Source organism: Ketobacter alkanivorans, from assembly GCF_002863865.1.
In the GTDB taxonomy this organism is placed as follows: domain Bacteria; phylum Pseudomonadota; class Gammaproteobacteria; order Pseudomonadales; family Ketobacteraceae; genus Ketobacter; species Ketobacter alkanivorans.
Window position 1 is genome coordinate 3828194 of the sequence record NZ_CP022684.1, and the last position, 24209, is coordinate 3852402.

The 24209-nt window shown below is 53.1% G+C and carries 21 protein-coding genes; 6 read left to right on the top strand and 15 right to left on the bottom strand.

What is annotated here, in order from left to right:
• Positions 1–6: 6 nt before the first annotated feature.
• From rsfS to Kalk_RS16315, 10 genes are all read right to left on the bottom strand, one after another.
• Positions 7–348 (bottom strand): ribosome silencing factor, encoded by a 342-nt coding sequence (gene rsfS, locus Kalk_RS16270; RefSeq protein ID WP_101895259.1) that lies wholly within the window; start codon positions 346–348, stop codon positions 7–9.
• Positions 341–1018: a nicotinate-nucleotide adenylyltransferase gene (gene nadD, locus Kalk_RS16275; RefSeq protein ID WP_101895260.1), complete on the bottom strand. Its 678-nt coding sequence runs from the start codon at positions 1016–1018 to the stop codon at positions 341–343. The genes rsfS and nadD overlap by 8 nt, the downstream gene beginning before the upstream one ends.
• Complete coding sequence (locus Kalk_RS16280; RefSeq protein WP_101895261.1) at positions 999–2252, bottom strand: glutamate-5-semialdehyde dehydrogenase; 1254 nt, start codon at positions 2250–2252, stop codon at positions 999–1001. The genes nadD and Kalk_RS16280 overlap by 20 nt, the downstream gene beginning before the upstream one ends.
• A gap of 86 nt (positions 2253–2338) precedes the next feature.
• Positions 2339–3805, bottom strand: coding sequence for a response regulator (locus tag Kalk_RS16285; protein ID WP_101895262.1), 1467 nt, complete (start codon positions 3803–3805; stop codon positions 2339–2341).
• 136 nt (positions 3806–3941) lie between these two features.
• On the bottom strand, positions 3942–5114 hold the full coding sequence (locus Kalk_RS16290; RefSeq protein ID WP_233716669.1) for a DUF3570 domain-containing protein: 1173 nt from the start codon (positions 5112–5114) through the stop codon (positions 3942–3944).
• Positions 5101–5331 (bottom strand): DUF4266 domain-containing protein, encoded by a 231-nt coding sequence (locus Kalk_RS16295; RefSeq protein ID WP_233716670.1) that lies wholly within the window; start codon positions 5329–5331, stop codon positions 5101–5103. The genes Kalk_RS16290 and Kalk_RS16295 overlap by 14 nt, the downstream gene beginning before the upstream one ends.
• Positions 5328–5843, bottom strand: coding sequence for a TlpA family protein disulfide reductase (locus Kalk_RS16300; RefSeq protein WP_101895263.1), 516 nt, complete (start codon positions 5841–5843; stop codon positions 5328–5330). Before Kalk_RS16300 ends, Kalk_RS16295 begins: the two co-directional genes overlap by 4 nt.
• A 22-nt stretch (positions 5844–5865) precedes the next feature.
• Complete coding sequence (locus Kalk_RS16305; protein WP_101895264.1) at positions 5866–6525, bottom strand: outer membrane beta-barrel domain-containing protein; 660 nt, start codon at positions 6523–6525, stop codon at positions 5866–5868.
• Positions 6495–7154: an outer membrane beta-barrel protein gene (locus tag Kalk_RS16310; RefSeq protein ID WP_158643538.1), complete on the bottom strand. Its 660-nt coding sequence runs from the start codon at positions 7152–7154 to the stop codon at positions 6495–6497. Before Kalk_RS16310 ends, Kalk_RS16305 begins: the two co-directional genes overlap by 31 nt.
• A gap of 197 nt (positions 7155–7351) precedes the next feature.
• A complete protein-coding gene (locus Kalk_RS16315; RefSeq protein WP_101895266.1) occupies positions 7352–10180 on the bottom strand; it encodes an HzsA-related protein in 2829 nt (942 codons plus the stop codon).
• Positions 10181–10575: 395 nt separating this feature from the next.
• On the opposite strand from Kalk_RS16315, the gene Kalk_RS16320 reads away from it, so the two are divergent.
• The 6 genes from Kalk_RS16320 (at position 10576) to Kalk_RS16345 (ending at position 19325) form a co-directional block, all read left to right on the top strand.
• Positions 10576–11796: a hypothetical protein gene (locus Kalk_RS16320; RefSeq protein WP_199767938.1), complete on the top strand. Its 1221-nt coding sequence runs from the start codon at positions 10576–10578 to the stop codon at positions 11794–11796.
• 46 nt (positions 11797–11842) lie between these two features.
• Complete coding sequence (locus Kalk_RS16325; RefSeq protein WP_101895267.1) at positions 11843–14491, top strand: LamG domain-containing protein; 2649 nt, start codon at positions 11843–11845, stop codon at positions 14489–14491.
• Positions 14492–14501: 10 nt separating this feature from the next.
• Complete coding sequence (locus tag Kalk_RS16330; RefSeq protein ID WP_101895268.1) at positions 14502–16094, top strand: general secretion pathway protein GspF; 1593 nt, start codon at positions 14502–14504, stop codon at positions 16092–16094.
• A gap of 252 nt (positions 16095–16346) precedes the next feature.
• Entirely contained in the window at positions 16347–18017 is a 1671-nt protein-coding gene (locus Kalk_RS16335) for a lipoprotein insertase outer membrane protein LolB (RefSeq protein WP_101895269.1), read from the top strand.
• A 1-nt stretch (position 18018) separates the two neighbouring features.
• Positions 18019–18570, top strand: coding sequence for an FMN-binding protein (locus tag Kalk_RS16340; RefSeq protein WP_101895270.1), 552 nt, complete (start codon positions 18019–18021; stop codon positions 18568–18570).
• On the top strand, positions 18567–19325 hold the full coding sequence (locus Kalk_RS16345; protein WP_101895271.1) for a PepSY domain-containing protein: 759 nt from the start codon (positions 18567–18569) through the stop codon (positions 19323–19325). The genes Kalk_RS16340 and Kalk_RS16345 overlap by 4 nt, the downstream gene beginning before the upstream one ends.
• Positions 19326–19333: 8 nt before the next feature.
• On the opposite strand, the gene Kalk_RS16350 is transcribed toward Kalk_RS16345, so the two are convergent.
• The 5 genes from Kalk_RS16350 to Kalk_RS16370 all read right to left on the bottom strand — a co-directional run bounded on the left by Kalk_RS16350 (position 19334) and on the right by Kalk_RS16370 (position 24152).
• Complete coding sequence (locus tag Kalk_RS16350; protein ID WP_101895272.1) at positions 19334–20128, bottom strand: ABC transporter ATP-binding protein; 795 nt, start codon at positions 20126–20128, stop codon at positions 19334–19336.
• A 46-nt stretch (positions 20129–20174) separates the two neighbouring features.
• Positions 20175–21197, bottom strand: coding sequence for an ABC transporter permease (locus tag Kalk_RS16355; RefSeq protein ID WP_101895273.1), 1023 nt, complete (start codon positions 21195–21197; stop codon positions 20175–20177).
• A 63-nt stretch (positions 21198–21260) separates the two neighbouring features.
• Positions 21261–22658: a CmpA/NrtA family ABC transporter substrate-binding protein gene (locus tag Kalk_RS16360; protein WP_199767939.1), complete on the bottom strand. Its 1398-nt coding sequence runs from the start codon at positions 22656–22658 to the stop codon at positions 21261–21263.
• Between the two features lie 276 nt (positions 22659–22934).
• Positions 22935–23798: a class I SAM-dependent methyltransferase gene (locus tag Kalk_RS16365; protein ID WP_101895274.1), complete on the bottom strand. Its 864-nt coding sequence runs from the start codon at positions 23796–23798 to the stop codon at positions 22935–22937.
• A gap of 39 nt (positions 23799–23837) precedes the next feature.
• Positions 23838–24152, bottom strand: coding sequence for a Rieske (2Fe-2S) protein (locus Kalk_RS16370; protein ID WP_101895275.1), 315 nt, complete (start codon positions 24150–24152; stop codon positions 23838–23840).
• Between the last annotated feature and the right edge of the window lie 57 nt (positions 24153–24209).

Here is a 24209-nt window from a genome sequence, read left to right on the forward strand (position 1 = left end):
AAAGGCTTAGTCCTGGCGATCCGGAGACATGCTCCAGAGCTTTTCAAGATCGTAAAAGCGGCGGGTGTCCGGCAGCATGACGTGAACGATGATGTCGCCCAGATCCACCAGCACCCATTCCGCCACATCCTCGCCTTCTACGCCCAAAGGCATCATGCCGTTCTTTTTGACTTGCTCGCGAACGTTGTCGGCAATGGATTTGACGTGGCGGTTGGAGGTTCCACTGGCCACGATCATCAGATCCGCAACGCTGGTGAGGGGTTTGACATCCAATACCACGATGTCTTTGGCTTTCATGTCTTCCAAAGCGTTCATGGTGATGTCTTTCAGAGTTTGAAGGTCAGTCATTGGATCTGTTTTCGTTCCTGTAACCGTAAAGTTTGTTTTGTTGAATATAGGCCCAAACGGCGTCTGGTAACAGAAAACGGGGCGTGATGCCCTCTGCAATCTGTTGCCGTAGCTTGGTGGCGGAGATATCCAGTGCGGTGGTTTCGTGTACGTGGATCTTGCCGGCCGGGCAGGTTTTCAGCTCATCGGCCGGGCATTGCAGTTGTTGCAGCAACTGGTATTCGGTGGTGTCGTCTTCGGGCAGCTTGTTGCCTGGGCGATGGGCTACCCACAGGTGTGCCACGGTGAGAATCGTTTGCCATTCATGCCAGTTACTGAACTGGTTGAAGGCATCCATCCCCATAATAAACACCAGCTGTGCAGCATCGCCGATCTGCTCCCTTACGTGCAGCAAAGTGCTGACGCTGTACGAGGGGTCATTACGGGTGATTTCCCAGTTATCCACTTCAAACCCGGGCACGCCGATGCAGGCCAGCTCCGCCATGGTGAGGCGATGTTTGGCGGTGGTGTCCGGCGATTCCCGATGAGTCGGCACGTGACAAGGCACCAGACGTACAAAGTCCAGTGACAGTCTCGACTTAGCCTCCCACGCCAGGCGCAGATGGCCGGTGTGAATCGGGTCGAAGGTGCCGCCCAGAACGCCGGTGGCGTTAGACGCGGATTTGTCCATCGCCCAGCACTATGTATTTCTGTGAGGTGAGCCCTTCCAGCCCAACCGGGCCGCGAGCGTGGATTTTGTCGGTGGAAATGCCAATTTCGGCACCCAATCCGTATTCAAAACCGTCGGCAAAGCGGGTGGATGCGTTGACCATCACCGAGCTGGAGTCTACTTCGGCGAGGAAGCGGCGGGCCAGCGTGTAGTTTTCGGTGATAATGCTTTCGGTGTGCTGCGAGCTGTACTGGTTGATGTGATCGATTGCCGCATCCAGATCATCCACTACCCGGATCGCCAGAATGGGGGCCAGGTATTCGGTTTGCCAGTCGGCCTCGGTGGCGCTGACGCAATCAATAATGGCGCGGGTTTGCTCGCAGCCACGCAGCTCCACGCCTTTTTCAGCATATAACTGCGCCAGCTTGGGCAGAATCAAATCCGCTACGGCGCTGTGTACCAGCAAGGTTTCCATGGCGTTACACACGCCATAGCGATGGGTTTTGGCATTGATGGCAATGTCGATGGCTTTTTGTGGATCGGCCTCGGCATCAATATAGACATGGCAGATGCCGTCCAGATGCTTGATAACCGGCACGCGGGCATCGTTGCTGATGCGCTCAATCAGGCCTTTGCCGCCACGGGGAACAATTACGTCCACGTAGGCGGGCATGGTGATCAGTTCGCCAACGGCAGCACGGTCGGTGGTTTCCACGACCTGCACAGCGCTATGAGGCAGACCTGCCTGCTCCAGGCCCTGAGCGATGCAGCGGGCGATGGCTTGATTGCTGTTGATGGATTCAGAGCCGCCCCGCAAAATGGTGGCATTGCCCGATTTCAGGCAGAGGCTTGCGGCTTCCACCGTAACGTTTGGGCGCGATTCGTAGATGATGCCAATCACACCCAGAGGTACGCGCATTTTGCCTACCTGTATGCCGCTGGGGCGATAATTCATATCACTGATTTCGCCGACGGGGTCGGGCAGGGCGGCTACTTGCTGTAAGCCTTCGATCATGGTGTCGATGCGTGCGGGGGTCAGCTCCAGACGATCCAGCATAGCTGGCTCCAGTCCATTGTTACGGCCGTTGTCCAGATCGATCTGGTTCGCCGCTGTCAGTGCTTCGCGCTGAGCCTCGATGGCTTCTGCGATGGCGATAAGCGCAGCGTTTTTTACACCGGTGTTGGCTTTCGCCATTTGGCGCGACGCAGCACGGGCCTGTTGACCCAATTGGGTCATATAGGCTTTTACATCCATGGGAATGGTAACCTTGTTTACTGATTGGTTGGGAACAAGAGCGGGATTATACCGCTAAACCAGCATCACTGCTATGCGGGCGCCGATCAGGACGTCAGTGAATAGCGTCCACTGATGCGGGTAAGCTCGCCGCTCTGGCCCAATTTCAGAAATTCAGCCACCAGAAACGGATCCAGATGATGGCCGGACAGGGATTGCAGCTCCTGAAAGGCGGTCTCCACGCTCCAGGCTTCTTTATAGGGGCGGCGGCTGGTGAGGGCGTCGTAGATATCCACAATAGAGACTATGCGAGCACTGAGGGGGATGTCTTTGCCTTGAATGCCATAGGGGTAGCCACTGCCATCAAAGCGCTCGTGATGGGCCACTGCAATGTCGGCTGCGTGCTGGTAAAAGGGGCGGTTGCCCAGCAGCTCTTTGCCTTTGATGGGGTGCGTGCGCATGATCTCCCATTCGGCGTCATTGAGCGGGCCAGGCTTGCGCAGTATCGAGTCCGGGATGCCCAGCTTGCCAACATCGTGCATCATGCTGGAATAGCCGTATTCTTTTGCTGTGCGTTTGTCGATGCCCAGATGCAGTGAAAACGCTTCTACGTAATCTTTCACCCGAGCAATGTGGTTGGCGGTGTCCACATCCTTAAGATCACAGGCTGTGGCCAGCTTGTATATGGTCTCTATATTGGTTTCAAAGATTTCTCGGGTGCGCTCGGATATTTTTTCTTCCAGCAGGGCACTGAATTCGATCAGCTCCTGGTTCAGGCGAAATTGTTCTTGCACCAGTACCCGGTTGCGCAGGTGCGCTTGCACCCGGCTGCGCAATTCCAATTCGCGGAATGGTTTTTGGATGAAGTCACTCACGCCCAGGCTGAGCAGGTCATACAGGACGGGTTTTTCCTGTTCGGTTGTGATCACTACAATCGGTATCTGATCGAATTCGTGATGCGAGCGAATCAAATTGCACAGCTCTTTACCGTCCATCACCGGCATGAACAGATCGGTGATGATAAGGTCAAAGTCGGCGTTGCACTTCAAGAGGTCCCAAGCCTGCTTGCCATTATCGCAAAGCGTGACAATGCAGTTTTCGGCGGGCAATACGGCTTCATAGAATTGTTGTAGGGAAGGGCTGTCTTCTGCGACCAGCACTCGATATTGATAATCGGTCATTCGGGTGGCCATTGAGTAGCGTTGGCTGCCATGGAGCAGGCTGAGGATTCGTTCTCGAATAAAATAAGGGGAGCTGACCCGCTGAATCAGATCAAGGGCACCGGCTTCAAGCGCTCGTTGTCGCTCTTCCATTGCCGGGGCGTTGGATAGCAAAATAACCGGCAGCATCAGGGTGAGTCGATTCTGCTTCAATTGCTTGCACAATTTATAGCCGTTGCTGGAGCCAAAATCTATATTGATCAAAATAAGATCGGGGCTCAGGTTAAGCGCCAGTGTGCGCAACTTGCTTGTGTCGTTACAACCGATAACCTGAGTGGATTCGCCCTTTAGTGCATCATTATAGATGTCGACCAACTGACTATCAGGGTCACAGAGAAGTACAATCTTATCCATCGTTGCCTGCCTGCTGTAATGCGTCCTGCTCTACCGCGCGGTGCTGTAATTGGCATACACACTGTAAGTGTATGCTGGCGGAGGCTAACTGTCAGGCTGAAGGGCAGAATTACTGCCCTATATTACGGATTGGTATTTAGAACCAGGCTGATATGAAGAATCGGATGACGTCGGCGTCGAAGCTATAAGCGGATTCACTGCCGGCCGGTACGCCTTCTTCGCGGGCATCGAGGAAGTTTTCGTAATCCAGGCTGATGATATCCCAGGCCAAAGTGACCGAGGCTTTTTCCAGCCAGTCATTGCTCCAGCCGGTGTCGATTTCATAGGACACTTTTACACCAAAGGTGTTGGTGGTGAAGGCGCTAAGCTCTTTGTCTCTACCCATGTAGTTCTGGAAATCCGCTCTGGGAAACAAGTCAGAGTAGAAGTCGGCATCCCCTTGGGAGTAATAGCGATAGTGTACATCCAGTATCCACTGCTCGTTAAAGGGGTGTACGTAACCCAGATCCATGTTGTAGGCATTGATGCCCCAGGTGTCGTTAAAACGGCGATATTCGAAGGAGAAGGCTGCACGATAAGGCATAAAATACTTGCCCCGCACAGCGTAGGCGTGACTGGTTCGGGTTTCGGGGTATATTTCGGTCAGCCAGCTGTAACCGCCGCTGGGATCATCAGCATCATTTAAATAGCGGAATGAACGATAGGGGTTGTTCAGGTAGCCCTCATCGGTAACCACATGATAGATGAAGTTCATCAACAGGTTTTTGGTGACTACCTGAGTCCAGCTGAACTGGTAGCCCTGCCGTTCTATCTCCTCCTTGAAGGTGGGATCACCGGTTTTTTTAACCACATCGGAACCGTAGGCGAAGCTCAAGCTCAGAGTGCTTAAATCGCCAAAAAAATCCTGGCTGATGCCCAGGCTGTAGGTGTCAGCTTCGTAGTCGTTTTCTGTACTGTTGGAGTAACCTACATTGATGATGGTTTTGTTCAGCAGGTAGTCTGCACCAATGTCGTATTGGGTGCGCTCTTCTGCGTATTCGCTGGCCAGCACCTGAACGTCGATGGAGGCACCTGATATTTGATCCACATAATACTGCGCACTCACCGAAACATCGTCAGTCACGCTTTTGCGCACCAGTACGGCGGGGCCATCAATCTTGACGCCACCACCATCGTAACTGTGATACATCACGTCGGCGCGATCTTCGGGCAGCACGGCAGCCACGCTCACGCCATAGGCTACAAGGGCGAGCAGGCCAGCGCTGCTGCGTAGTAATGTCTTCACGGTGCGCAGATCAATTACAGCCACAACCGCCTCCGCCGCCGCCTTCGGCACCACGGGCACCTTCTCGGGCCTGATACACGTGGTGCATATACCCGGCCTCCACTGGATCAGGGCTGAAACTCATGATTGGATCTGCCAGGTTGTTGCGCTCATAGGGCTTTACCCAGGGCGTAATCGGGCTGCAGCCGCTGCTGATCAGCAGTGCCAGCAACAATAAGGGCATGGTAATGGTATGCATCATTCGCGAATCAATTGTCGAATTTGTTTTTCGTAATCCTGCTCATAGCCGGGTTTGTAGCCACGGTGCAGAAAACGCATATTACCCTTGCGATCCACCATTACGGTGGAAGGCATGGAATCTACTTTATACAGCTCGCTCACTTTGTTTTTTGTGTCGTAGCCAACGGGGAAGCTGACACCGGTTTCTTTCAGCAATTGCTGAGCGTCTTTGGGGTTGGCATCTACGTTCACGCCATAGACAGTAAAGCCGAGCTTTTTATACTTTTGGTAGATGCCTTCAATCAATGGCATTTCTTCACGACAAGGGCCGCACCAGGATGCCCAGAAGTTAATCATGACCACATCGCCTTTCAGGTCAGATAGTTTCAATACCTTTTTACCGGCCATGGGTAGTTTAAAGTCAGGTGCAGGGCCGTTTAGTGTTTCGGTTTTGGCGAACGTCGCAGAACCAATGAGCAGGCCAGGCACAAACAGGGCAGCTGCCATCCAACGGATCAGGTTTCGTTTCGTCATAATGGTTTGCCTCACTACATGGTCAGAAGAAGTAAGTCAGGCTGGTGGTGTACTGCATATTGTGCGCAGAGCCATCACTGCCATCGCTGAGTTCTTTCACTTTATCGGTCATGATGTCCTGAAAGGTCACATGGATTGCCAATGAATCCGTGGCAATCAAGCGCAGCCCCATGCCCAGGTTAATGGCGAACTCTTGTTCACCGAAAAAATCTACGGTTCCGCCACCGGCCAGCACATAAATGGAGGTGTTGAAGGCCCAGTCACGGGTGACAAATACTTCGCCGGGCAGTAGATTAAAGCCCATAGATAGATTGTAGTAGGTGAAATCGCGGTCATCGTCTGTTTTCAGGCTGATGGGGCTGCTCACGTACTCTGCCGGGGTTTTGCCCACCGTGGCCATGCCGTAGTTGGCTTCAAAGAACAGGTCTTCGTTGACATGCCAGGCACCGCGTACGCCGTAGACTTCATGGGTGCCGAAGTGCTCAACGCTCATGAAACCAAAAAAGGCTCCGACTTCGAAATTTTCATCGTCTATTTCAGCGTCTTTAAGCCCTAATCGCACCACGTTCGGGTCAATCACGGGGGGTTCCTGCAGAATGCTTTCTTCTGCGCGAGTTGCCCCGGTGGTCAGCAGCGTCAGGGTCAGGGCGCTTAGAAAAAGGCGGATAAACCGATTGTCCATTCGTCACTCTCTTCGTTCTGTTCTTGGTCAGTGAGGATCACGGTGTTGCGATACTCTGCCCGGGCCATTAGCTGTCGTGTTAGATAAACACGGATGCCCAGCCCGGCATGAAGTGTTTGGTCTGTACGGCTGCTGAGCTGGACTTCTGTGCTGGAATAGCGGGTGGCTTTGGCACCGCCCCCCAGGGTTATATAGGGGGAGTAGCGCCACTGCGGCCAAGGTTGGTGGGTAACGCTCAAATTGAGAAACTGAAAATCCACGCTGGTGCCGAAGGCTTCGCCAATGGTGGCCTCCAGGGAAAGATTGTCGGTGAAGTAATAACCAAGATAAGCGTCGATTGTACGCGCGCCAGAGAAGGTGCCCAGTTTGAATCCAGTCTCCCAGCGGCGATGAACGAATTCGCCTTCGCCTACTGTGGCAATCTGCGTCGGTTCGCCATCTGGATCCAGGGTTTTGGCCATGTCATCCTGGTGAGCCCAGCCGATAAAGCCCTTTTTGGTGCGAACTTTTATCCAGTCCGTGCGGCGTACCATGACTTCCACCCAGTCGCCCCGTTCCACAATCTGGGTTTTAGGGTAGCCACGCCCCGGCCCTGTGTGCAGATCCAGAAAGGCCTCGGCCACTTTCACAGAAGGGTATTCGGTCGCCTGAACGTGACCAATGCCCGCGCAACAGAGGATTAAAATGCTTAATAGAATCCGGACGATCATGTTGGGGGTAGGGTGCCTTCTTTCGTGTTGGGGTTCTTGTTAGGTCGATATAAGGTCTTGTTTTCAAGCCATTCTATAGCATTGCGGTGGGCGCAGCTACCCACCGCAGCGTTTCATCAATTGGCTTCGGGGGCGGCAAACAGATCGTTGTAGTATTGCCCCCCGATATCCAGCCATTCTGCTATTACTCGTAGCTCGGCCGGGGTCAGGTAGTCCTCATGGCTGGCTCCGGGCTCAAAAATATCGAAGAAGCGGCTACTGCTGATCGCCCCTGCGGATGACATATAGGGCCCTTCGGTGGCTGGGCATTGAACGGGCACTTGGACTATTTCGGTGATGGGGTTGCCGTCGATGTCAAAGGTTGGGTTGCCATCTATATCCAGTACGGGTTGTTCCTGAGGCTCGGTGCACACTATGTCCTGGAGGGAGCCTTCGTCGTTGATTTCCTGTTCGACATCAGCAAAGAACAGCTCCTCGTAGGAGCGCATGCGGATGCCGGTATCCACCTGGCTGGTGAGTTCCAGCTGGCCTGCGGGCACTTGAGGGGCTGCCATGTCGTCCACTCGGCTGTGGCAGCGGGTACACACCGCCGGTTGCATGTCGGAGGCAAGGTTGGTGCGCGCGTATTCCCAGAATGGTTGAATGTGGTTCGGGTAATTGATCTCGATACGGCAACGGTAGCTCCAGTTGGCGCAGAACTGGTTAGTGGGCAAGGTGTAGGTATCGGGGTCGTCAATGTAGGCTGGAATGTTTTCGTACCAGGGCAGCAGCGGGTCGCTGGGGTCTTCCATTTCCAGATCTGCGGCGGTGAGGTCGGTCAATGCATCGCCATCATCCAGCCAGTCAAAGGTGAAGCGAGGATCCTGATTCAGGTTCAGCATTTGGCCCGCGGTGGCGCTCAGGGTGGTTTCGATGAAGCTGAACTTGGCTTCTGCCATGGTGGCGTTCAGTACTTCTGCGCTCACAGTATAAGAAAAGGGTGAAGTGATCTCGGTGGTGGCGCCGGTGTAGGTTGTGCCAGCCGTTTCACCAGTGTTGGTGGTGGCTGGTTGTGCATAAAAGCGGCCGTGGGGCTCGGTGCTGGCGTTGGTGTGACAGCCTTTGCATTCCAGCACTTCGCCAGGGCGCACGCTCAGCCAGTTTTGGTGGCGGCGGGTGAGCCGTTTGCCGCTGGCATCGGTGATGCTGAGCATCAAGGGCACGTTGGCCGGTATGCGCACTTTCACCGAGCCATCGGGTTCGATGGGGGCGTAACCCAAAATCTGTTTCATGCGTTGGGCGCCTGCGCGGCCAAAGGCATCGTTATCCGGTTGCTGTATATCGCGATCCGGTTCCGGGTAGCCTTTTATAATCCGCAGGAAGCGGGCAGGTCGGTTGTTTGCAGGGGTTAGAGTGGGGTTAGACCAGGTGGGGTAGGTCGCGCTCACATCACTACCGCCGAAATTTAATGCGCCATCGGTTTCATAGATGTTGCGAATGTGCAGCACGCCTTCGTAGCTTTGACACAGATCGTTGATGGTGGCAGCCGCCAATTTGAAATTGGCGGTGGTGCAGTTTTCCGCCTCAAAGGGTTGCTCATCGGAAAACGTCAGGGGAGCGGTGCGTTCGTAGCCTAAAGCGATATCGGTTATAACTATGCCGGTGCGGGCTGTGATCACGGGCACTTGAGTGTTTTCTGCGTAGTCCAGCATCCAGATACCATAAGCAGGTGTTGCCGGGGTCGCTCCTGGTGCGCTCATGCTGCTGCTATTGCAGGGCAAAACCGTGCCACCATTTCTTACCCGGCACAGGCTCCAGCTGGCCAGCGCTCGATTGGTGCCATCCCACAGGGGATGAAAGTCTGCATAATAGCCACCTGTTGAGTATGTGCTACCGGTGGCAACGCTGGTATCGGTGATGCTTTGCTGGGCCGGGCCACTGCCATTGGTGGTTGCCGTCGGGGTGGTATTGTCGACGTAATTGTCGATATCGATGGTAATAAAATCGCCGCCATAGGCTGCGCTGTCCATCGGGCGAGCCAGCACAAATAACTCACCACTGGGCAGAATGTTGGATTTTATAAATTGGAAGTCAGAAGCGCCGCTACCGGTGGTGTGACTGTGCATGCCGTACATGATTTGGTTGCCGGTGCCATCGGGGTTGACGCGATACAGGTTCATGGCATTGCGATTGAAGTTATCCCAGCGGGTATACAGGATGCTGCCATCGGGCAATATGGCGGGGTAGGCGTCGTGGCTCATGTTAAACGTGATCTGGCGGATGCTGCCGAGGTCTCCTGATGAGGCCATCACATGCAGGTTAAGCGCACGTTGCTGACGATCCTCTTCCAGCCCGGAATAGCCGGGTTTGCCGGTGTCTTGATTGATTGATCGAGTGTACTTCTGCCGGGTGGAAGCAAATACGATGTCCCCCGATGGCAGGTAACGCGGTGTGATTTCATGGTTGACCTTGGAACTGTCGTCAGTGGCGATTACTTTTCGGAAGGAATCCCCCGCGATGTCGTACTCCCATATATCCCAGGTGTATTCAATGTTGTCGTTGTCGTCGGGATCTTCCTGGCGCATGGAAAACAGCAGATAGTCCCCTTCGTAGGACACCTCCAGATCGCGGAAATCGCAGTTACCGGAGCAGATGCGGCTGGACAGTACCGTTTCGGGCGCACTTTGATCGGCGCGGGCTTTCATGATCAGCCTGCCGCCGCCAATAAAACGCAGCGGGTCGCTCAGCTCGTCTTCATCCGCGGTGATCCTGCGCTCGATATAAAATAAGGGCGTACCCGAGGCCAGCGGATCCTGATCCCCTGGATTGCTGCCACCGGGGAGCTTGTCATCGCTGCCGCAGCCGTGAAGCGCCAGCATCGCTGTTAACAGAATTAAAAGTGGCTTTGTTATAACGTCTACCGTTAAATTGAGCCGGTTTGTGGTGTTTAGGAAATAAATACTCATTTTTTTATTCCGTAAAATGCCGCAATAGGATCTGCCACATTGCATGCATATAGAAAATATTCTGCCTGTACCCAAAGTGTGGCACGTTCTTCACTGCCTGAAATTTGGACTGAATCACACTGTTGCCAATCCTTTATTTATGAATTGTCAGTTTGCGATACCGGTCACGCATTACTCACTCCGGTGGTGTTTAAACTGGAACTGTATTATCCGTAAATCTGCGTCACTGGATCTAATAATGGTTGATGGCAAGCGGTGGCACAACAACGCTAGTTCTTTGGAATAGCCCGTTTGTCTAAAGTTCAACCAGATATACAAAACAATGATTATGCTTGAAGAGTGATCTATTTGCGTTGCCGCAGTGTTGGATTAGCCAGGATTAAAGGTGTAGCACCATGTTGAAGAACAAAAGTCTAAAACGTGCAGCAAGAGCCGGAGCCGCCCTTTTGGCGGTGACCATGGCGATGACTGCCACCTTGGCTGAGGCCGGGGCACGAGAGCAGGCCAAGCGCATGTATGATCGGATCGCGGGTGTACCCGCCACGGATGCAGAGCTGGATGCCATGCTCGCGATCATGGATGCCAACGATGATAACATCACCGACAGCGATGCTGACGCCAAAGCAGCCGCTGAGTTGGCACTGGATTCATCCGGTTTCTATAACGTTACCCTCAAGAACATGGTGACGCCCTGGACAAACGAAGAGCAAACCATGTTTGCCGATCTGAACGATTTCACCGCCACGGTGATCGGCTTAGTGCGGGATGGCGACGATTATCGCAAAGTATTGTACGACGATGTGATCTATGTCGGTGCCAGCGGTAGCCTGGCTGCCTACTCCAACGGAAGTAATCAACATTATGTGGATCTGGAAGCCAGCGGTGCCGACATGGGCGACACCAATGTGCTGGAGCGCCGCAGCCAGTCCAGCGTCACCGGTTTGCAGTCATCCGCTACTGCAGGTGTGCTCACCACCAGAGCAGCAGCCAAGGCCTTTTTCGTGGCCGGTACCAACCGGGCCATGTTCCGTTTTACGTTGATGAACTTCATGTGTCGCGATCTGGAGCAAGTGCAGGATACTACGCGTACGCCTGATCGTATTCGCCAGGATGTGTCACGTAGCCCCGGTGGCGATAGCCGAATCTTTCTTAACCGTTGCATCGGTTGTCACGCTGGCATGGATCCATTGGCCCAGGCCTTTGCATATTATGAGTGGAGTGGTGAAGAAGGCACCGAAGATGGCCAGCTGATCTACACCGCTAACCAGGTGCAAGCCAAGTACCATATCAACGCAGATAACTTCCGCTACGGTTATTCCACACCCAACGATCAGTGGGATAACTATTGGCGCGAAGGCCCTAACTCGGCGCTGGGTTGGGATTCCGGCCTGCCGGGCTCAGGCTCCGGTGCCAAATCAATGGGGATGGAGCTAGCCCACTCTGACGCTTTTGCGGAATGCCAGGTTAAAAAGGTATTCCAAACAGTTTGCTTGCACGAGCCCACTACCAGTGCGGATCACTCGCAAGTGTCGTCCATGGTGACCAACTTTGAAGCCAGCAATTACAACATGCAGACTGTGTTTACGGATGCCGCAGTTTACTGCCGTGGTGATTAAGCCCAGAACGTTGTGATGGCCTGACAGGATACTGTGGAGAATTAAAATGACTAAGTTAACTGAACTGAATATGAAAACCTGGCTCAGCTCGATGCTACTGAGCATTGTGATGGTGCTGACCGGTTGTGGTGGTGGTGCCTCAACAGAAACCAATGCCCAATATAATAATGGCCTGGGCGGCGGCGGGGAGCAGGTGTCTGTGGACAGCAATCCCTATAACGGGCCGGTTTGTGGTTCCAGCTATGCCGGTGATCCGGATACACAGGCGGAGGTCTGTCGTTTCAAGCAATATTTCTATGACGAGCTGCGTGTTAAAACCTGCGGTGGTTGCCACAACTCCAGCCAGGCACCCTTGTTCCTGGTGTCGGGAAACGTGGACACAGCCTATAACTCCGCTCGCAGCTTTATCAATCGTACCAATCCTTCTGCATCGGAATTTGTCACCAAAGTAGCCAGCGGCCACAACTGCTGGTTAGACAGCGACCCCGCCTGCGCCTCCGAGATGACCGATTACATTGATCGTTGGCTGAATGGAGTGAACTCCAGCAATACCGAGATCCAATTGACCGCTCCGGTGGAACACAGCATTACGGTTACAAAGCAGCTGCCTGCCGCCGGTGCCGATAACTACGAAACAGCAGTAACGGCCTTTTCTACCTACATCTATCCATTGTTTGCAGATTACAGTTGTGATGGCTGTCACCGTGCGGATTCCCGCACTGCGCAGCAGCCTTATTTTGCCAGCGATGATATTTATGAAGCCTATGATCTTTCCCGCAGCAAGATAGACATCGAGGACGGCTTGCAGGATCGTGCCCTGGCCGACGCATTGTCCCGTTTTGTTGTGCGTCAGCGCAGCGAGTTCCACAACTGTGGCGAAGACTGCATGGCCAATGCGCAGGAAATGTTGAACGCCATCAAATTGTTTGAAGCGCAGATCCCTGCGCCCAATGAAGTCCCGGATAGCTGGGTTACCAGTCGCGCCCTGATATTGGAACGCGATGGTATCCTAGCCAGCGGTGGTGGCCGTGTTGACACCGGTGCCATTGCAGTATGGGAGTTTTCTGAAGGGGGCGGAGCGCTGGTGCTGGATAAGAGCGATGTCACCCCTGCCATGAATCTGGATCTGTACGGTGATTACAACTGGGTTGGTGGTAATGGTATTCAGTTCCTGCCGGGCGGTAAGGCGCAGGCCACAACCACTGCCAGTCGTAAGCTGGCAACGCGAATCAAGGCTAATAGTGCGTACTCGTTGGAGGCCTGGGTGGCTCCGGCCAATGTAACGCAAGAGGGGCCAGCCCGCATCATGACCTATTCTGATGGCAATTCCAGCCGTAACTTCACCCTGGGTCAGACACTCTACAATTACGATTTTCTGCATCGCAGCACCACCACCGATGGCAACGGTGAGCCCGCGCTGTCTACAGCCGATGCCGATGAGCGTTTACAGGCCACCCTGCAGCACGTGGTACTGACCTTTGATCCAGTAAACGGGCGTCGCATCTACGTGAATGGCGTCTTTACCGGTGATGAAGATTCTTCTGATCCCGGCAGCCTCAGCGGTTGGGATGACAGCTTTGTGTTTATCCTGGGCAACGAAGCCTCCGGTGATCACCAGTGGGAAGGTATTGTTCGCTTCGCTGCGGTATACGATCGGGCTCTCAGCCAGGAAGAGATCACCACCAACTTTGATGCCGGTGTTGGTGAAAAGTACTTCCTGCTGTTCAAGCTCGAGCACTGCTCCGACCCGGATGATTCAGCAACCTGTGTGGACCTGACCGGTATTGATGACGGCTTTGACAGCTACGTGGTATTTGAGGCTGCGGTGTTCGACAGTTACAGTTACCTGTTCAGTGAGCCTTACCTGTATCGCCTGCGCGCCAGCGGCACGGCGTCGGATGCAGAGCCTTCCAGTTATAGCGGCGTTGTGCTGGGTGGTATGCGCGTTGGCATTAACGGTAAGGAGCCTGCGGTTGGTCAGGCGTTTGCCAAATTGTCCACCACGCTGGAATCCAGCTTGTATACAGCAGAAGGTGGTCAGGTGTTGTCCAGTATCGGTACCATTCTACCTTTGGAATCAGGCTCTAATTCCGATGAGTTCTTCCTGACCTTTGAACGCATCGGCAGCTATTCTGATGTGAGGGTGGAAGCTGCAGTGTCGCCTGTTGCTCCGGCGGTGTCCGAGCAGGAGCCCGATGTCGGCTTGCGCAACTTTGCCGAGATCAACGCCTCTATGTCCAAGATCACCGGGGTGCCGGTAACCAACAGCAATGTGGTGTCCACCTACACCACTGTAAAACAGCAATTGCCAACGTCTACTTCTGCCGAGTCGTTCCTGTCGGCTCAGCAGATGGGTGTGGCTCAGATGGCAATAGAGTATTGCAGTGAAATGATCGATGACACTGCCATGCGAAATGCCTTCTTCCCTGGTTTTGTCAGTAATTTTGGCATGGGTGTAACCGCCGCCTTCGATACCACACTGGAGCGCGATGCCGTTATTGATCCGCTTTACACCCGTGTGGTGGGCAGCGCGCTGTCATCGCAGCCGAATGAGAATGATATGAAAACTGAATTGGATGATCTGATTGTGTTGTTGGCCACACGCCACGCCGGAGAAACTTCCGTTGAAACACAAAAGATTGTCAAAGCAACCTGTGCCGCCGCGTTAGGCTCGGCCGCCGTACTGGTACAGTGAGGGTAGCAATATGAAGAAGAAACCAAACACGTTGAATCCTGATACCCCGCTGGTTTATCCAGATCACCAACGCCCCAAGTCCCGACGTGACTTTATTCGTCAGGGGATGATGACTGGCGCGGCCAGTGTGCTGGGGCCAGGCATTATGGGGATGTTTGCCAATCCCAATGCGGCCTACGCTGCCCTGTCGGGGGATATTGCCACGATCCGCGATGGTTGCGGCATTTCAGTGCAGGGTGCCGGAAAGATTCCGTTTATCTGCTTTGATCTGGCCGGCGGTGCCAATATTGCGGGCTCCAATGTCTTGGTGGGTCAGCAGGGTGGGCAAGAAGATTTCATCAGCACAGCGGGTTACAACAAAATGGGCCTGCCCGGAGATATGGTGCCCAGCATCATGAACCCGGATACCAGTCTCAGCGATTTTATCGACACCACCATGGGTCTGCTGTTTCATTCCGACAGCGCGTTTGCCCGCGGTATTCGCGAGAAAGCCTCCGTTGGCGCACTGGCCAATGTGGACGGAGCTGTGATTCCTGCCCGCTCCGAAAATGATACAGGTAACAACCCTCACAACCCCATGTACGGTATCTGGCGTGCAGGTGCCGATGGCGAGCTGTTGACCCTGATTGGCTCACGCAGCTCTGATTCTGGTGGTAACTCCATGGCACCGGCCATGATGATTGACTCCAGTGTTCGCCCGACCAAAGTGGATCGCCCAAGCGATGTAACCGGGCTGGTGGACACCGGTAAACTTGTGGGTATGCTGGATCAGGCGGACGTGGTGAGCGTTATGGAGTCCATTTCCCGCATCAGTGAGCAGAAAATGGCGGCCCAGGCCATTAATACAACGGTAACCCGGGAGGAAGTCATTCGTGATTTGATCCGCTGTGGTTATGTGAAAAGTGCCGATCTGGCGGATCGTTACGGCAATCCTGCGACACTGAATCCCGAAGGTGATCCTGATATTGTCGGCCCGGCGGGCATTTTCTCGTCGGGTGAATTCAGCGATGGCGAGTTCCGTAAAACCGCCTCAGTGATGAAACTGGTGGTGAACGGGTTTGCAGGCGCAGGCACCGTTACCATGGGCGGCTTCGACTACCATACGGGTGATCGCTCAACCGGTGAGAACCGCGACTTGCGTGCTGGCCGTTGTATGGGGGCATGCATTGAGTACGCTCACAGAGTCGGCGTGCCGCTGTTTCTGTACGTGTTCAGCGATGGTTCGGTCGCGAGTAACGGCATGATTGATGATTCTGTCGACGGGCGTGGCAAAGGCGTCTGGACCGGAGATAACTCGTCCACCGCTGCTTCGTTCTTTCTGGTATACAGCCCCAATGGACGTGCAAGCATGACCGGCGCGCTCCCTGGCCGCCAGATCGGTTGGTTCCGGGGTGACGGTTCGGTAGAAACCGCGTCCAGCCCTGCGGCCAACAACCCTAACTTGCTGGTTGAGACTGTGGTGCTGAATTACATGGCTCTGCACGGGCAACAGAGCAGTTTTAGTACAGCATTCCCAGGGCATGGGTTGGGTGGCAGCAGTGCCCGCGACGGGCTCACAGTATTCCAGACTCTGCCGGGCATTGTTGGCGGTGTGATGACGTAATGCATTGATAACGTAAGACATATAGAGGAAAAGGCCGGTACAGCGTTACCGGCCTTTTTTTATTTGGGCAGATTGTACGCAGTGCTTATTGGCAAATCTGATCAATTTTTGTGAGCTTTTGGGCTCTGGACTATAAAAGGAGGTACTTTAGTATCTGATACAGATGTGTCATATTGTCTCAAGGCGTAATGGCTTATACGCAATTGGCAGTCACTACATATAACAATTAGAAATCGAAAAGAGGTTATTCCTATGTCTGTACTTCGGTCGTTGTGCTTGTTGGCTTGTCTGAGTGGGGGCCTGGCTCTGCAAGGCTGCTCTTCGATGCTGCCGGAACCGGATTTTGTGGCCGCCGACCCCGAGAGCCTCAATGAATGGATGGTGGAAGGTCAAGTCACCATCAAAAACGCGTCTGGCAGGCAAAAAGCGTATTTTGAGTATCGTCAGATCGATGGTGGATACCAGATGTCACTACGCCCAGAATCGCCGGTAGGCAAGACCAAGGCGGTTATTTCTGGCTATGAGGGTGAGGCTGAGGCCAGCCTTGAGGTGATTGACCCCGAAGCACGAGAACTGGCCCAGGCCGTTCAGGAATCCCTGCCGATGGACAGCATGGGCTTCTGGCTGCGGGCATTGCCTGCTACAGATCGGGCCGAGCTGACCCAGGATGATGACATCGTCAGCGAGATACAGGAGTCCGGCTGGTCGATAGAATACGATAACTACATGCAGGTGAGTAACTATCGCTTGCCTGATCAAATCTCCCTGCAGAAAAAGAAAACCAGCGTCGAGATGGCGCTGGTTCGCGCGGAGACAGGCTTTCTCAGCAGCCCCTGCCCGGCAGACTTTGACATTGAGGCAAGCAAACAGGGAGCAACCCCGGCGCTGACCTCAGCCTATGCCGTCGCCCACGCGGATACTCGTCCTTATGGCGCGGCGGTGAGTGAATTGGTGCCCCGATCAGGCCAAGCTCCTTTGCCTCGCTGGATCGATGATCTGGACTTCTGCACGCAGCTCTTCAAGGTTCATGGGCGCATCCCTGATCCTCGTATCGGTCTGTATGGCCCGGATTCAATGATGTGGCGCATTACGGGGCCGCTCACACCGGCCGGTATGGGGGCAGGGCGTGCATTGCTGTTGCAAACAGCTCACCCTTGGATCACTGCAGGTATTGATGAGCACTCTATTGTTCGCTACGACCCGCTGGAACGTGCCCGCCGAACCTTCATACATATATCGACTATGGTGTACGGCAGCATGCCCCAGGTGATGGCTTCGGCTAATTTGGTGCACGGTATTCACAAAGAGATCAAGGGCAAGATGCCTTACGATGCGGGGTCATTCCACAAGAGTTCTGAGTATCGGGCTAATGAGGTGGCCGCCATGGTATGGGTTTCGGCTACCTTGTGGGATACCCTGGTTCGCATGTATGAAGAGATAGAAGAGCCACTGACCTATGCCGAGAAAGAGCAACTTTATGAGGAGGCCAAACTATTTAATATGCTGTTCGGTATTCCAGAAGAAGCGATGCCCCGTAACTGGAAAGAATTTGCAGATTATAACGAAACCATGTGGTTAAGCCCGCAACTCACCGTTACCGATAACGCCCGCATCCTGAAGGAAGATTTATTCAACCCAGGTTCAATATTCCTGGCGTTTCCGCTGTGGGTGCAGGAGGTGGTGACGGCAGCGAACCTACCACCGAGCATTCGTGAAGGATATGAAATGGATTATGGCCTGTGGGAGCGTATAAACTACGCGTGGATTTTGCCAGCGGCCAAAGTGTATAACTGGGTGCTACCGAAAGGCATGGGTTACAACCCGGTTTACCACGAAGCACAGGCACGCCTAAAAGGAGAAAGAGTGGGTTGGTATCAGCAGAGCCTGATCAAAGCCGCGGGCGTGGAGCGATTGGTGAATTAGTGTGAGGCAGTTTGTTGGCGTCATTCTGTTTGGGCTGATCTTGAACCTTGCGGTTGTAGCGCAGGGGATGGCATTGGGTATCCCGCAGATTCAGCATCTTAGCAAAGACGATTTTTTGTCGAGCGCATTCAGTGGCGGTGAGCCGGGCTGGAAGATGCTGCGGCTTAATCGTGAACTGAAACAACGGGTACAAGCCATTCTCACCCACCGCTACCCTGCCAGTCGGATTCGTTATTGGCATAAAGATCAACGCACGGCGTGGATCATTGATGAGATTGGTAAGGAGCAGCCCATAACAATCGGGGTGGTGGTGGAGCACGATCGAATTGTGCAGCTGAAAATTCTGGTATATCGGGAAGAGCGGGGAGGAGAAGTGCACCAGGAATTCTTTACTCGCCAGTTCATTAACGCTCAGCGACAGAACGATGGAATCTCCCGGCACATCGATGGCATCACCGGTGCAACCTTGTCGGTGGATGCGGTAACCCGTGTAGCAGCGCTGGCGTTGATGTTGCACCATTCGGTGCACACTCAGTTGGCGATCAATCCGTGATACAGAAAATGACATGGTGGCTGAAATGGCATCGCAGGTTGGGTTTGGCGGTTGTGATCCTTATTTTCATGCTGACGGTTTCAGGAATTCTGATCAATCACAGTCAGTCGTTGGGGTGGCACCATGAGCCAGTTTACGCCCATTGGCTGGCCCGTTTATATGGCATTCCCCCAAGCCGCGTCAGTCAGGGCTTTCCTGTCGGTGAGGCTTGGGTGTCTGAGTTGAATGGCACCCTGTACTTAGATGAATCCGAATTAGTGCGTTGCGATAGACCCATGCTGGGTGCCATGCAGCTTAAAGGTTGGGTTGCCGTGGTGTGTGCTGATTCAATGTGGCTGTTTGAACTGGATGGCGAATTGGTGGAACAGATTCGTGGCGTACCATTTGATGCGCGGCGAATGGGTGTAATCCACGAAGGCGATCTAACCAATATTTTTGTCACTACAGCGGCCGGTTTAGCGCAATTTGATGAACTCAGTGGTAGCTGGATTGACCAGCGTCCGGTGCCGAACATTAATTGGCTGCAGCAAGCACCCTTGCCAGAGCAGCTTGCAGATAGGATTAACAGTCAGGCCCCGATTGCGGGTTTGACTCGGGAGCGTGTGCTACTGGATCTTCATAGCGGGCGTATTCTGGGGAAGGTTGGGGTGTGGATAGTTGATGCCGCTGCAGTGGCCATGTTGATACTGGCGTGCAGCGGGTTATTTGCCTGGTTTGGGCGTTATCGTAGACGGGGCAAACGCAACATTACCTAAAGGCAGGTTTATGCTGCGTCCGGTTTGGAATGGCGTTCATGCAGGAAGCGTAATACCTCTGCACGGTAGTGATTGTACTGCGCGTTGTCGGCCAGCTCCAGGCGATGGCGGGGTCGAGGTAAATCTATTTCCAGAATCTCTCCCACGGTGGCTGCCGGGCCGTTGGTCATCATTACAATGCGATCTGAAAGTAACACGGCCTCATCTACATCATGGGTAATCATGATCACGGTGTTGTTCAGCTCTGCTTGTATTTCCATAACGGAATCCTGTAGATGAGCCCGGGTTAGCGCATCCAGCGCACCGAATGGTTCGTCCATCAGTAATACTTTTGGTTTCATGGCCAGAGCGCGGGCAATACCTACCCGTTGCTTCATGCCGCCTGAGATCTCTCCTGGGCGTTTGTGCATTGCGTGATCCATATGCACAAGGTGGAGGTTGTGCTTAATCCATTCGTCCATCTCTTTTTTACTCATGGACTTTTTAAACACCTGCTTTACGGCCAGCTCCACATTTTGATAGGCGGTCAGCCAAGGCAGCAGAGAGTGATTCTGGAACACAACAGCACGCTCGGGGCCAGGCTCGTTTACCTCCGCTCCATCCAGTAGCACGCTGCCTCTGGTCGATACCAGTAAGCCTGCCACAATATTTAGAACAGTGGATTTGCCGCAACCGGAGTGCCCGATCAGGGAGACGAACTCACCTTTGTCTATGTTGAGTGTTACGTCATCCAGTGCTTTGAACGTGCCTTTGGGAGTGTCGAAATCCATGTGCACCTGTTCGATGGTGAGATATCCTCGCATGACTCTTTCCTCGTAATTCGTTTGCGCATTGGCTAATGGATGTTGGCTAGCGGACTATGGCGTCTTTATCCCAAGAGAATGATTTCTGCAGTGACAACATCAGACGATCCAGAATGAAGCCGATAAATCCGATAGTGAACACCGCCACCATAATGCGGCCCAGTGATTGTGAGCTGCCGTTCTGAAATTCATCCCATACAAATTTGCCCAGGCCTGGGTTTTGCGCCAGCATCTCGGCGGCGATCAGCACCATCCAGCCCACACCCAGTGACAGGCGCAGGCCTGTAAAGATCATGGGGATTGAAGAGGGCAGTACAATTTTGATGATTTGGGTGTACCAGTTCAGGCGCAATACTTTCGAAACATTCACCAGATCACTGCTCAATGAGGACACGCCTACGATGGTGTTGATCAGCGTGGGCCATAGGCAACACAGGGTAACGGTGATAGCTGAGTTGACGAATGATTTGGAAAACGCTGGATCTTCGGATGAATAAACTGCGCTTACCACCAGGGTTACGATAGGTAGCCATGCCAGGGGCGAGACGGGTTTAAACAGTTGAATCAGTGGATTCATTGCGGTGTAGATGATTGGGCTTAGTCCGCACAGAATGCCCAAAGGTATTGCAATCAGGCTGGCCAGCAGGAACCCCGCGAATACGGTCTTCAGGCTGGTAAAGATCTGGTCGAAATAGGTTGGCTTACCGGTGTAATCACGGTGCTTTATTACAGCATTCGGGTTTTTGGCCAGTTTCTTGGCGTTACGCTCATCTTGTCTTTCGTAGAACGCGACTTCTTTTACTCGTTCTGCTTTATGTTCTTGCCACAGACCTACGGATTGCTCCCATACGGCAGCAGGGCCTGGCACTTTGCCCAGGCTGGTTTCGATCTGTGATGCAGCCATATGCCATACGCCAAGAAAAACAGCGAAAGCAAACAGTGGTACACCCAGATTGCGGATCAGGTTTTCGAACTGTTCTTTTGGATTTTGCAACGTGAATAACTTCATTATAGACACCAGCCAGGAAAAACCGATTGATTCAAACAGATTCATTACCCGTGCAGCCATTGCGAAAGCCTCCTTTGGTAAAGTTGCCGGGGCGGCATAGTGCTCGCCCCGGTCATGTTGTACTTAGATCTTGTCGGCTTCTTTCAAGCCAATTTTAAACTTGGAGATATATTCGTTAGGTTTGGTGCCGTCGTAAGTAACACCATCGATGAACTCTTTCTGTGGAGGACGGAAGCCGTCTTCGTCCGCCGCAGGGAAGTCGGCTGCCGACATTTTACCTTCAGCGATCAGCAGGTTGGCCGCTTTCATATAAATGTCCGGGCGATAAACTTTCTTGGCGGTTTCCATGTACCAGCTATCCGGTTTGTGATCGGCGATCTGGCCCCAGCGGCGCATTTGCGTCAGATACCAGATCGCGTCGCTGTAGTAGGGGTAAGTTGCGTTGTAGCGGAAGAATACGTTGAAATCAGGCAGCGAGCGCTTGTCGCCCTTTTCGTATTCGAAGGTGCCGGTCATGCTGTTGGCGATAACGTCGTAGTCTGCTCCTACGTAGTTTGATTGAGACAGAATTTTCACCGCTTCTTTGCGGTTTTTGTTGTTGTCTTCATCCAGCCATTTTGCTGCGCGAATCATGGCTTTTACTACAGCAAGGTGTGTGTTTGGGTTTTCGTCAGCCCATTTTTTGCTGACGCCGAATACCTTCTCGGGGTTGTCTTTCCAAATTTCGTAGTCGGTAATGACCGGCACGCCGATGCCTTTAAATACAGCTTGCTGGTTCCAGGGTTCGCCTACGCAATAACCGTAGATAGTGCCAGCTTCAAGGGTGGCAGGCATTTGTGGTGGCGGTGTAACTGACAGCAATGCATCGGCTTGTAGCTGACCTGAGATGTCACCTTTGTGTGGAGCATAAAAGCCCGGATGAATGCCGCCCGCAGCCAGCCAGTAACGTAATTCGTAGTTGTGAGTTGAAACCGGGAATACCATGCCCATATTAAACGGCTTGCCATCGGCTTTGTATTTATCAACGACAGGTTTCAGGTAATCAGCTTTAATCGGGTGAACCGGTTTGCCATTTTCGTGGGGGATGTTCTTTTTCATTTCTTCCCACACAGCATTCGAAACGGTGATACCGTTGCCGTTTAGATCCATGCTGAAGGCAGTAATAATATGCGCTTGGGTACCAAAGCCGATGGTTGCGCCCAGAGGCTGGCCGGCCAGCATGTGTGCGCCATCAAGCTCGCCGGTAATCACGCGATCCAGTAGAATTTTCCAATTGGCTTGGGCTTCCAGTGTGACAAACAGGCCTTCGTCTTCAAAGAAACGCTTTTCGTAGGCGATTGCCAGAGGGGCCATATCGGTGAGCTTGATGAAACCAAATTTGAGATCTTCTTTTTCTAACTCAAGTTCTTCTGCTTGCGCTGGCGTTACCATCATGCCGCTGGCCGCTGCGCCAATCAGTAAGCTTTTGGCTAAGTTTTTCAGGGAGAACACTTTGCGCCATTTCTTTCTGGACTCTTTCATCTTTAACTCCAAATTATGAACGTGGTTCGAATCAACAAGTACCGAAGCTCCTGGCAAGAGGTGTTTCAACTTGCGTGCCAAGTTGCAGAAATAATAAAAATGGAGGGATGACTGCGGTTAAACGCAGTTTTTGTTTTAATTTGAAGCAGAAAAATTCAGGTGTGCACCGAACTAATGCTTGATGGCTTTGGGTGTTGGTGAAATGGTGAAACAAAAATGGGCCATAAATTGGCCCATTTTTTCATTTGTGCTCTGATATGGTTCCAAGCTGCCCCATTAGGGGTGGATTTGGCACTCTACTACCCGAACCATGCTCTTTGCCGAGGGTTTTCTGCCGACGGGTGAAAATCGGGGGATGGCCAACTGTTCTCGGAACTGTTCAGGATGGTGCACGGTCACCTGGCTGAAGCCGCAGTCTTTGAATCCCTGTTCGATTTGGGCTTTACCTTTAAAGTGCAGATTGACATGGGCGCGGGTTGCTAACGAAAGCATACCGGCACCTACCTCAATCAGTGGCAGCCAGTTCTGTTTGGGTTTGGGCACCAGATCGGTAATGTACCAAGCTTTGGGGAAGCTCTTACCCAGTTGTGCCAGCTTGCGCCATACCTGACTGATGTCACTTAGGCGAAAATAGTTTACCAGGCCTTCGGTGATGATAATGGTGGGGCGAGTTGGGTCCAGCACTTCGCTCATGATGTAGTCCAGCCCGTGGGGAGCGCCAGACTCAAACACGTCGCACCCTACAACATGGTGATCCGGCCCAAAGCCTTGATGCTGTTGCAACAAGGCTTTTTTACGCTCTGCCATGTGGGGCAGGTCTGCTTCTACGTATTTCAGGTTCGGGTACTTACGTGACAGCTTGTAACCTCTGGGAGAATAGCCGCAGGCGATTTCCAGTATCTGGGTTACCCCCTCGTGCTTGATCAGCCAGTCAATCCGATGATCAATGATATGGTGTCTTTGCAGCAGCATGTCGTGGACAGTCAATCCCAGCAGGGACTGGCTCAGTTTTTCTGCTGGTTGAGCGGCGCTATACAGCAGGCGTGCTTTAGGCGAGGTAAAGAAATGGGCGGACATGCCGTTTTCATACCAGACGTGTCCGGTGAAGAGGGCTGTAAAACTGATACCGGTAGAATCCATAGTTCCCCCTGGAACCTAATGTTGTTTGCAAGGCAGAGATCAGATCAGGCGAATGTGCTCGTCTTCAATATTAAACGGTACAGCTTTAAGCGCTTGGCCTGCACATGGGCCGGCAATGCAGTCGCCGGTTTCGATCTCAAACAGCGCACCGTGGTTGGCGCATTGAATAAAGCGTTTCTCCATATCAAGAAACTCGTCTGGTTGAAACTCCAGAGGTATGCCGATATGAGGACAGGAGTTGATGTAAACGAAGAGCTGGCCGTCTTTTTTTACGGCAAACACGGATTGGCCGTCGATATCAAAACCGCGTGCGCTCTCTTCTTCGATTTCGCTAACTTTGCACAGGACTGTCATTCGGTTTCCTCTCTGCACTGTTGGTCTGGGACGCTGGCAAAAAGGGTAGAACGATAG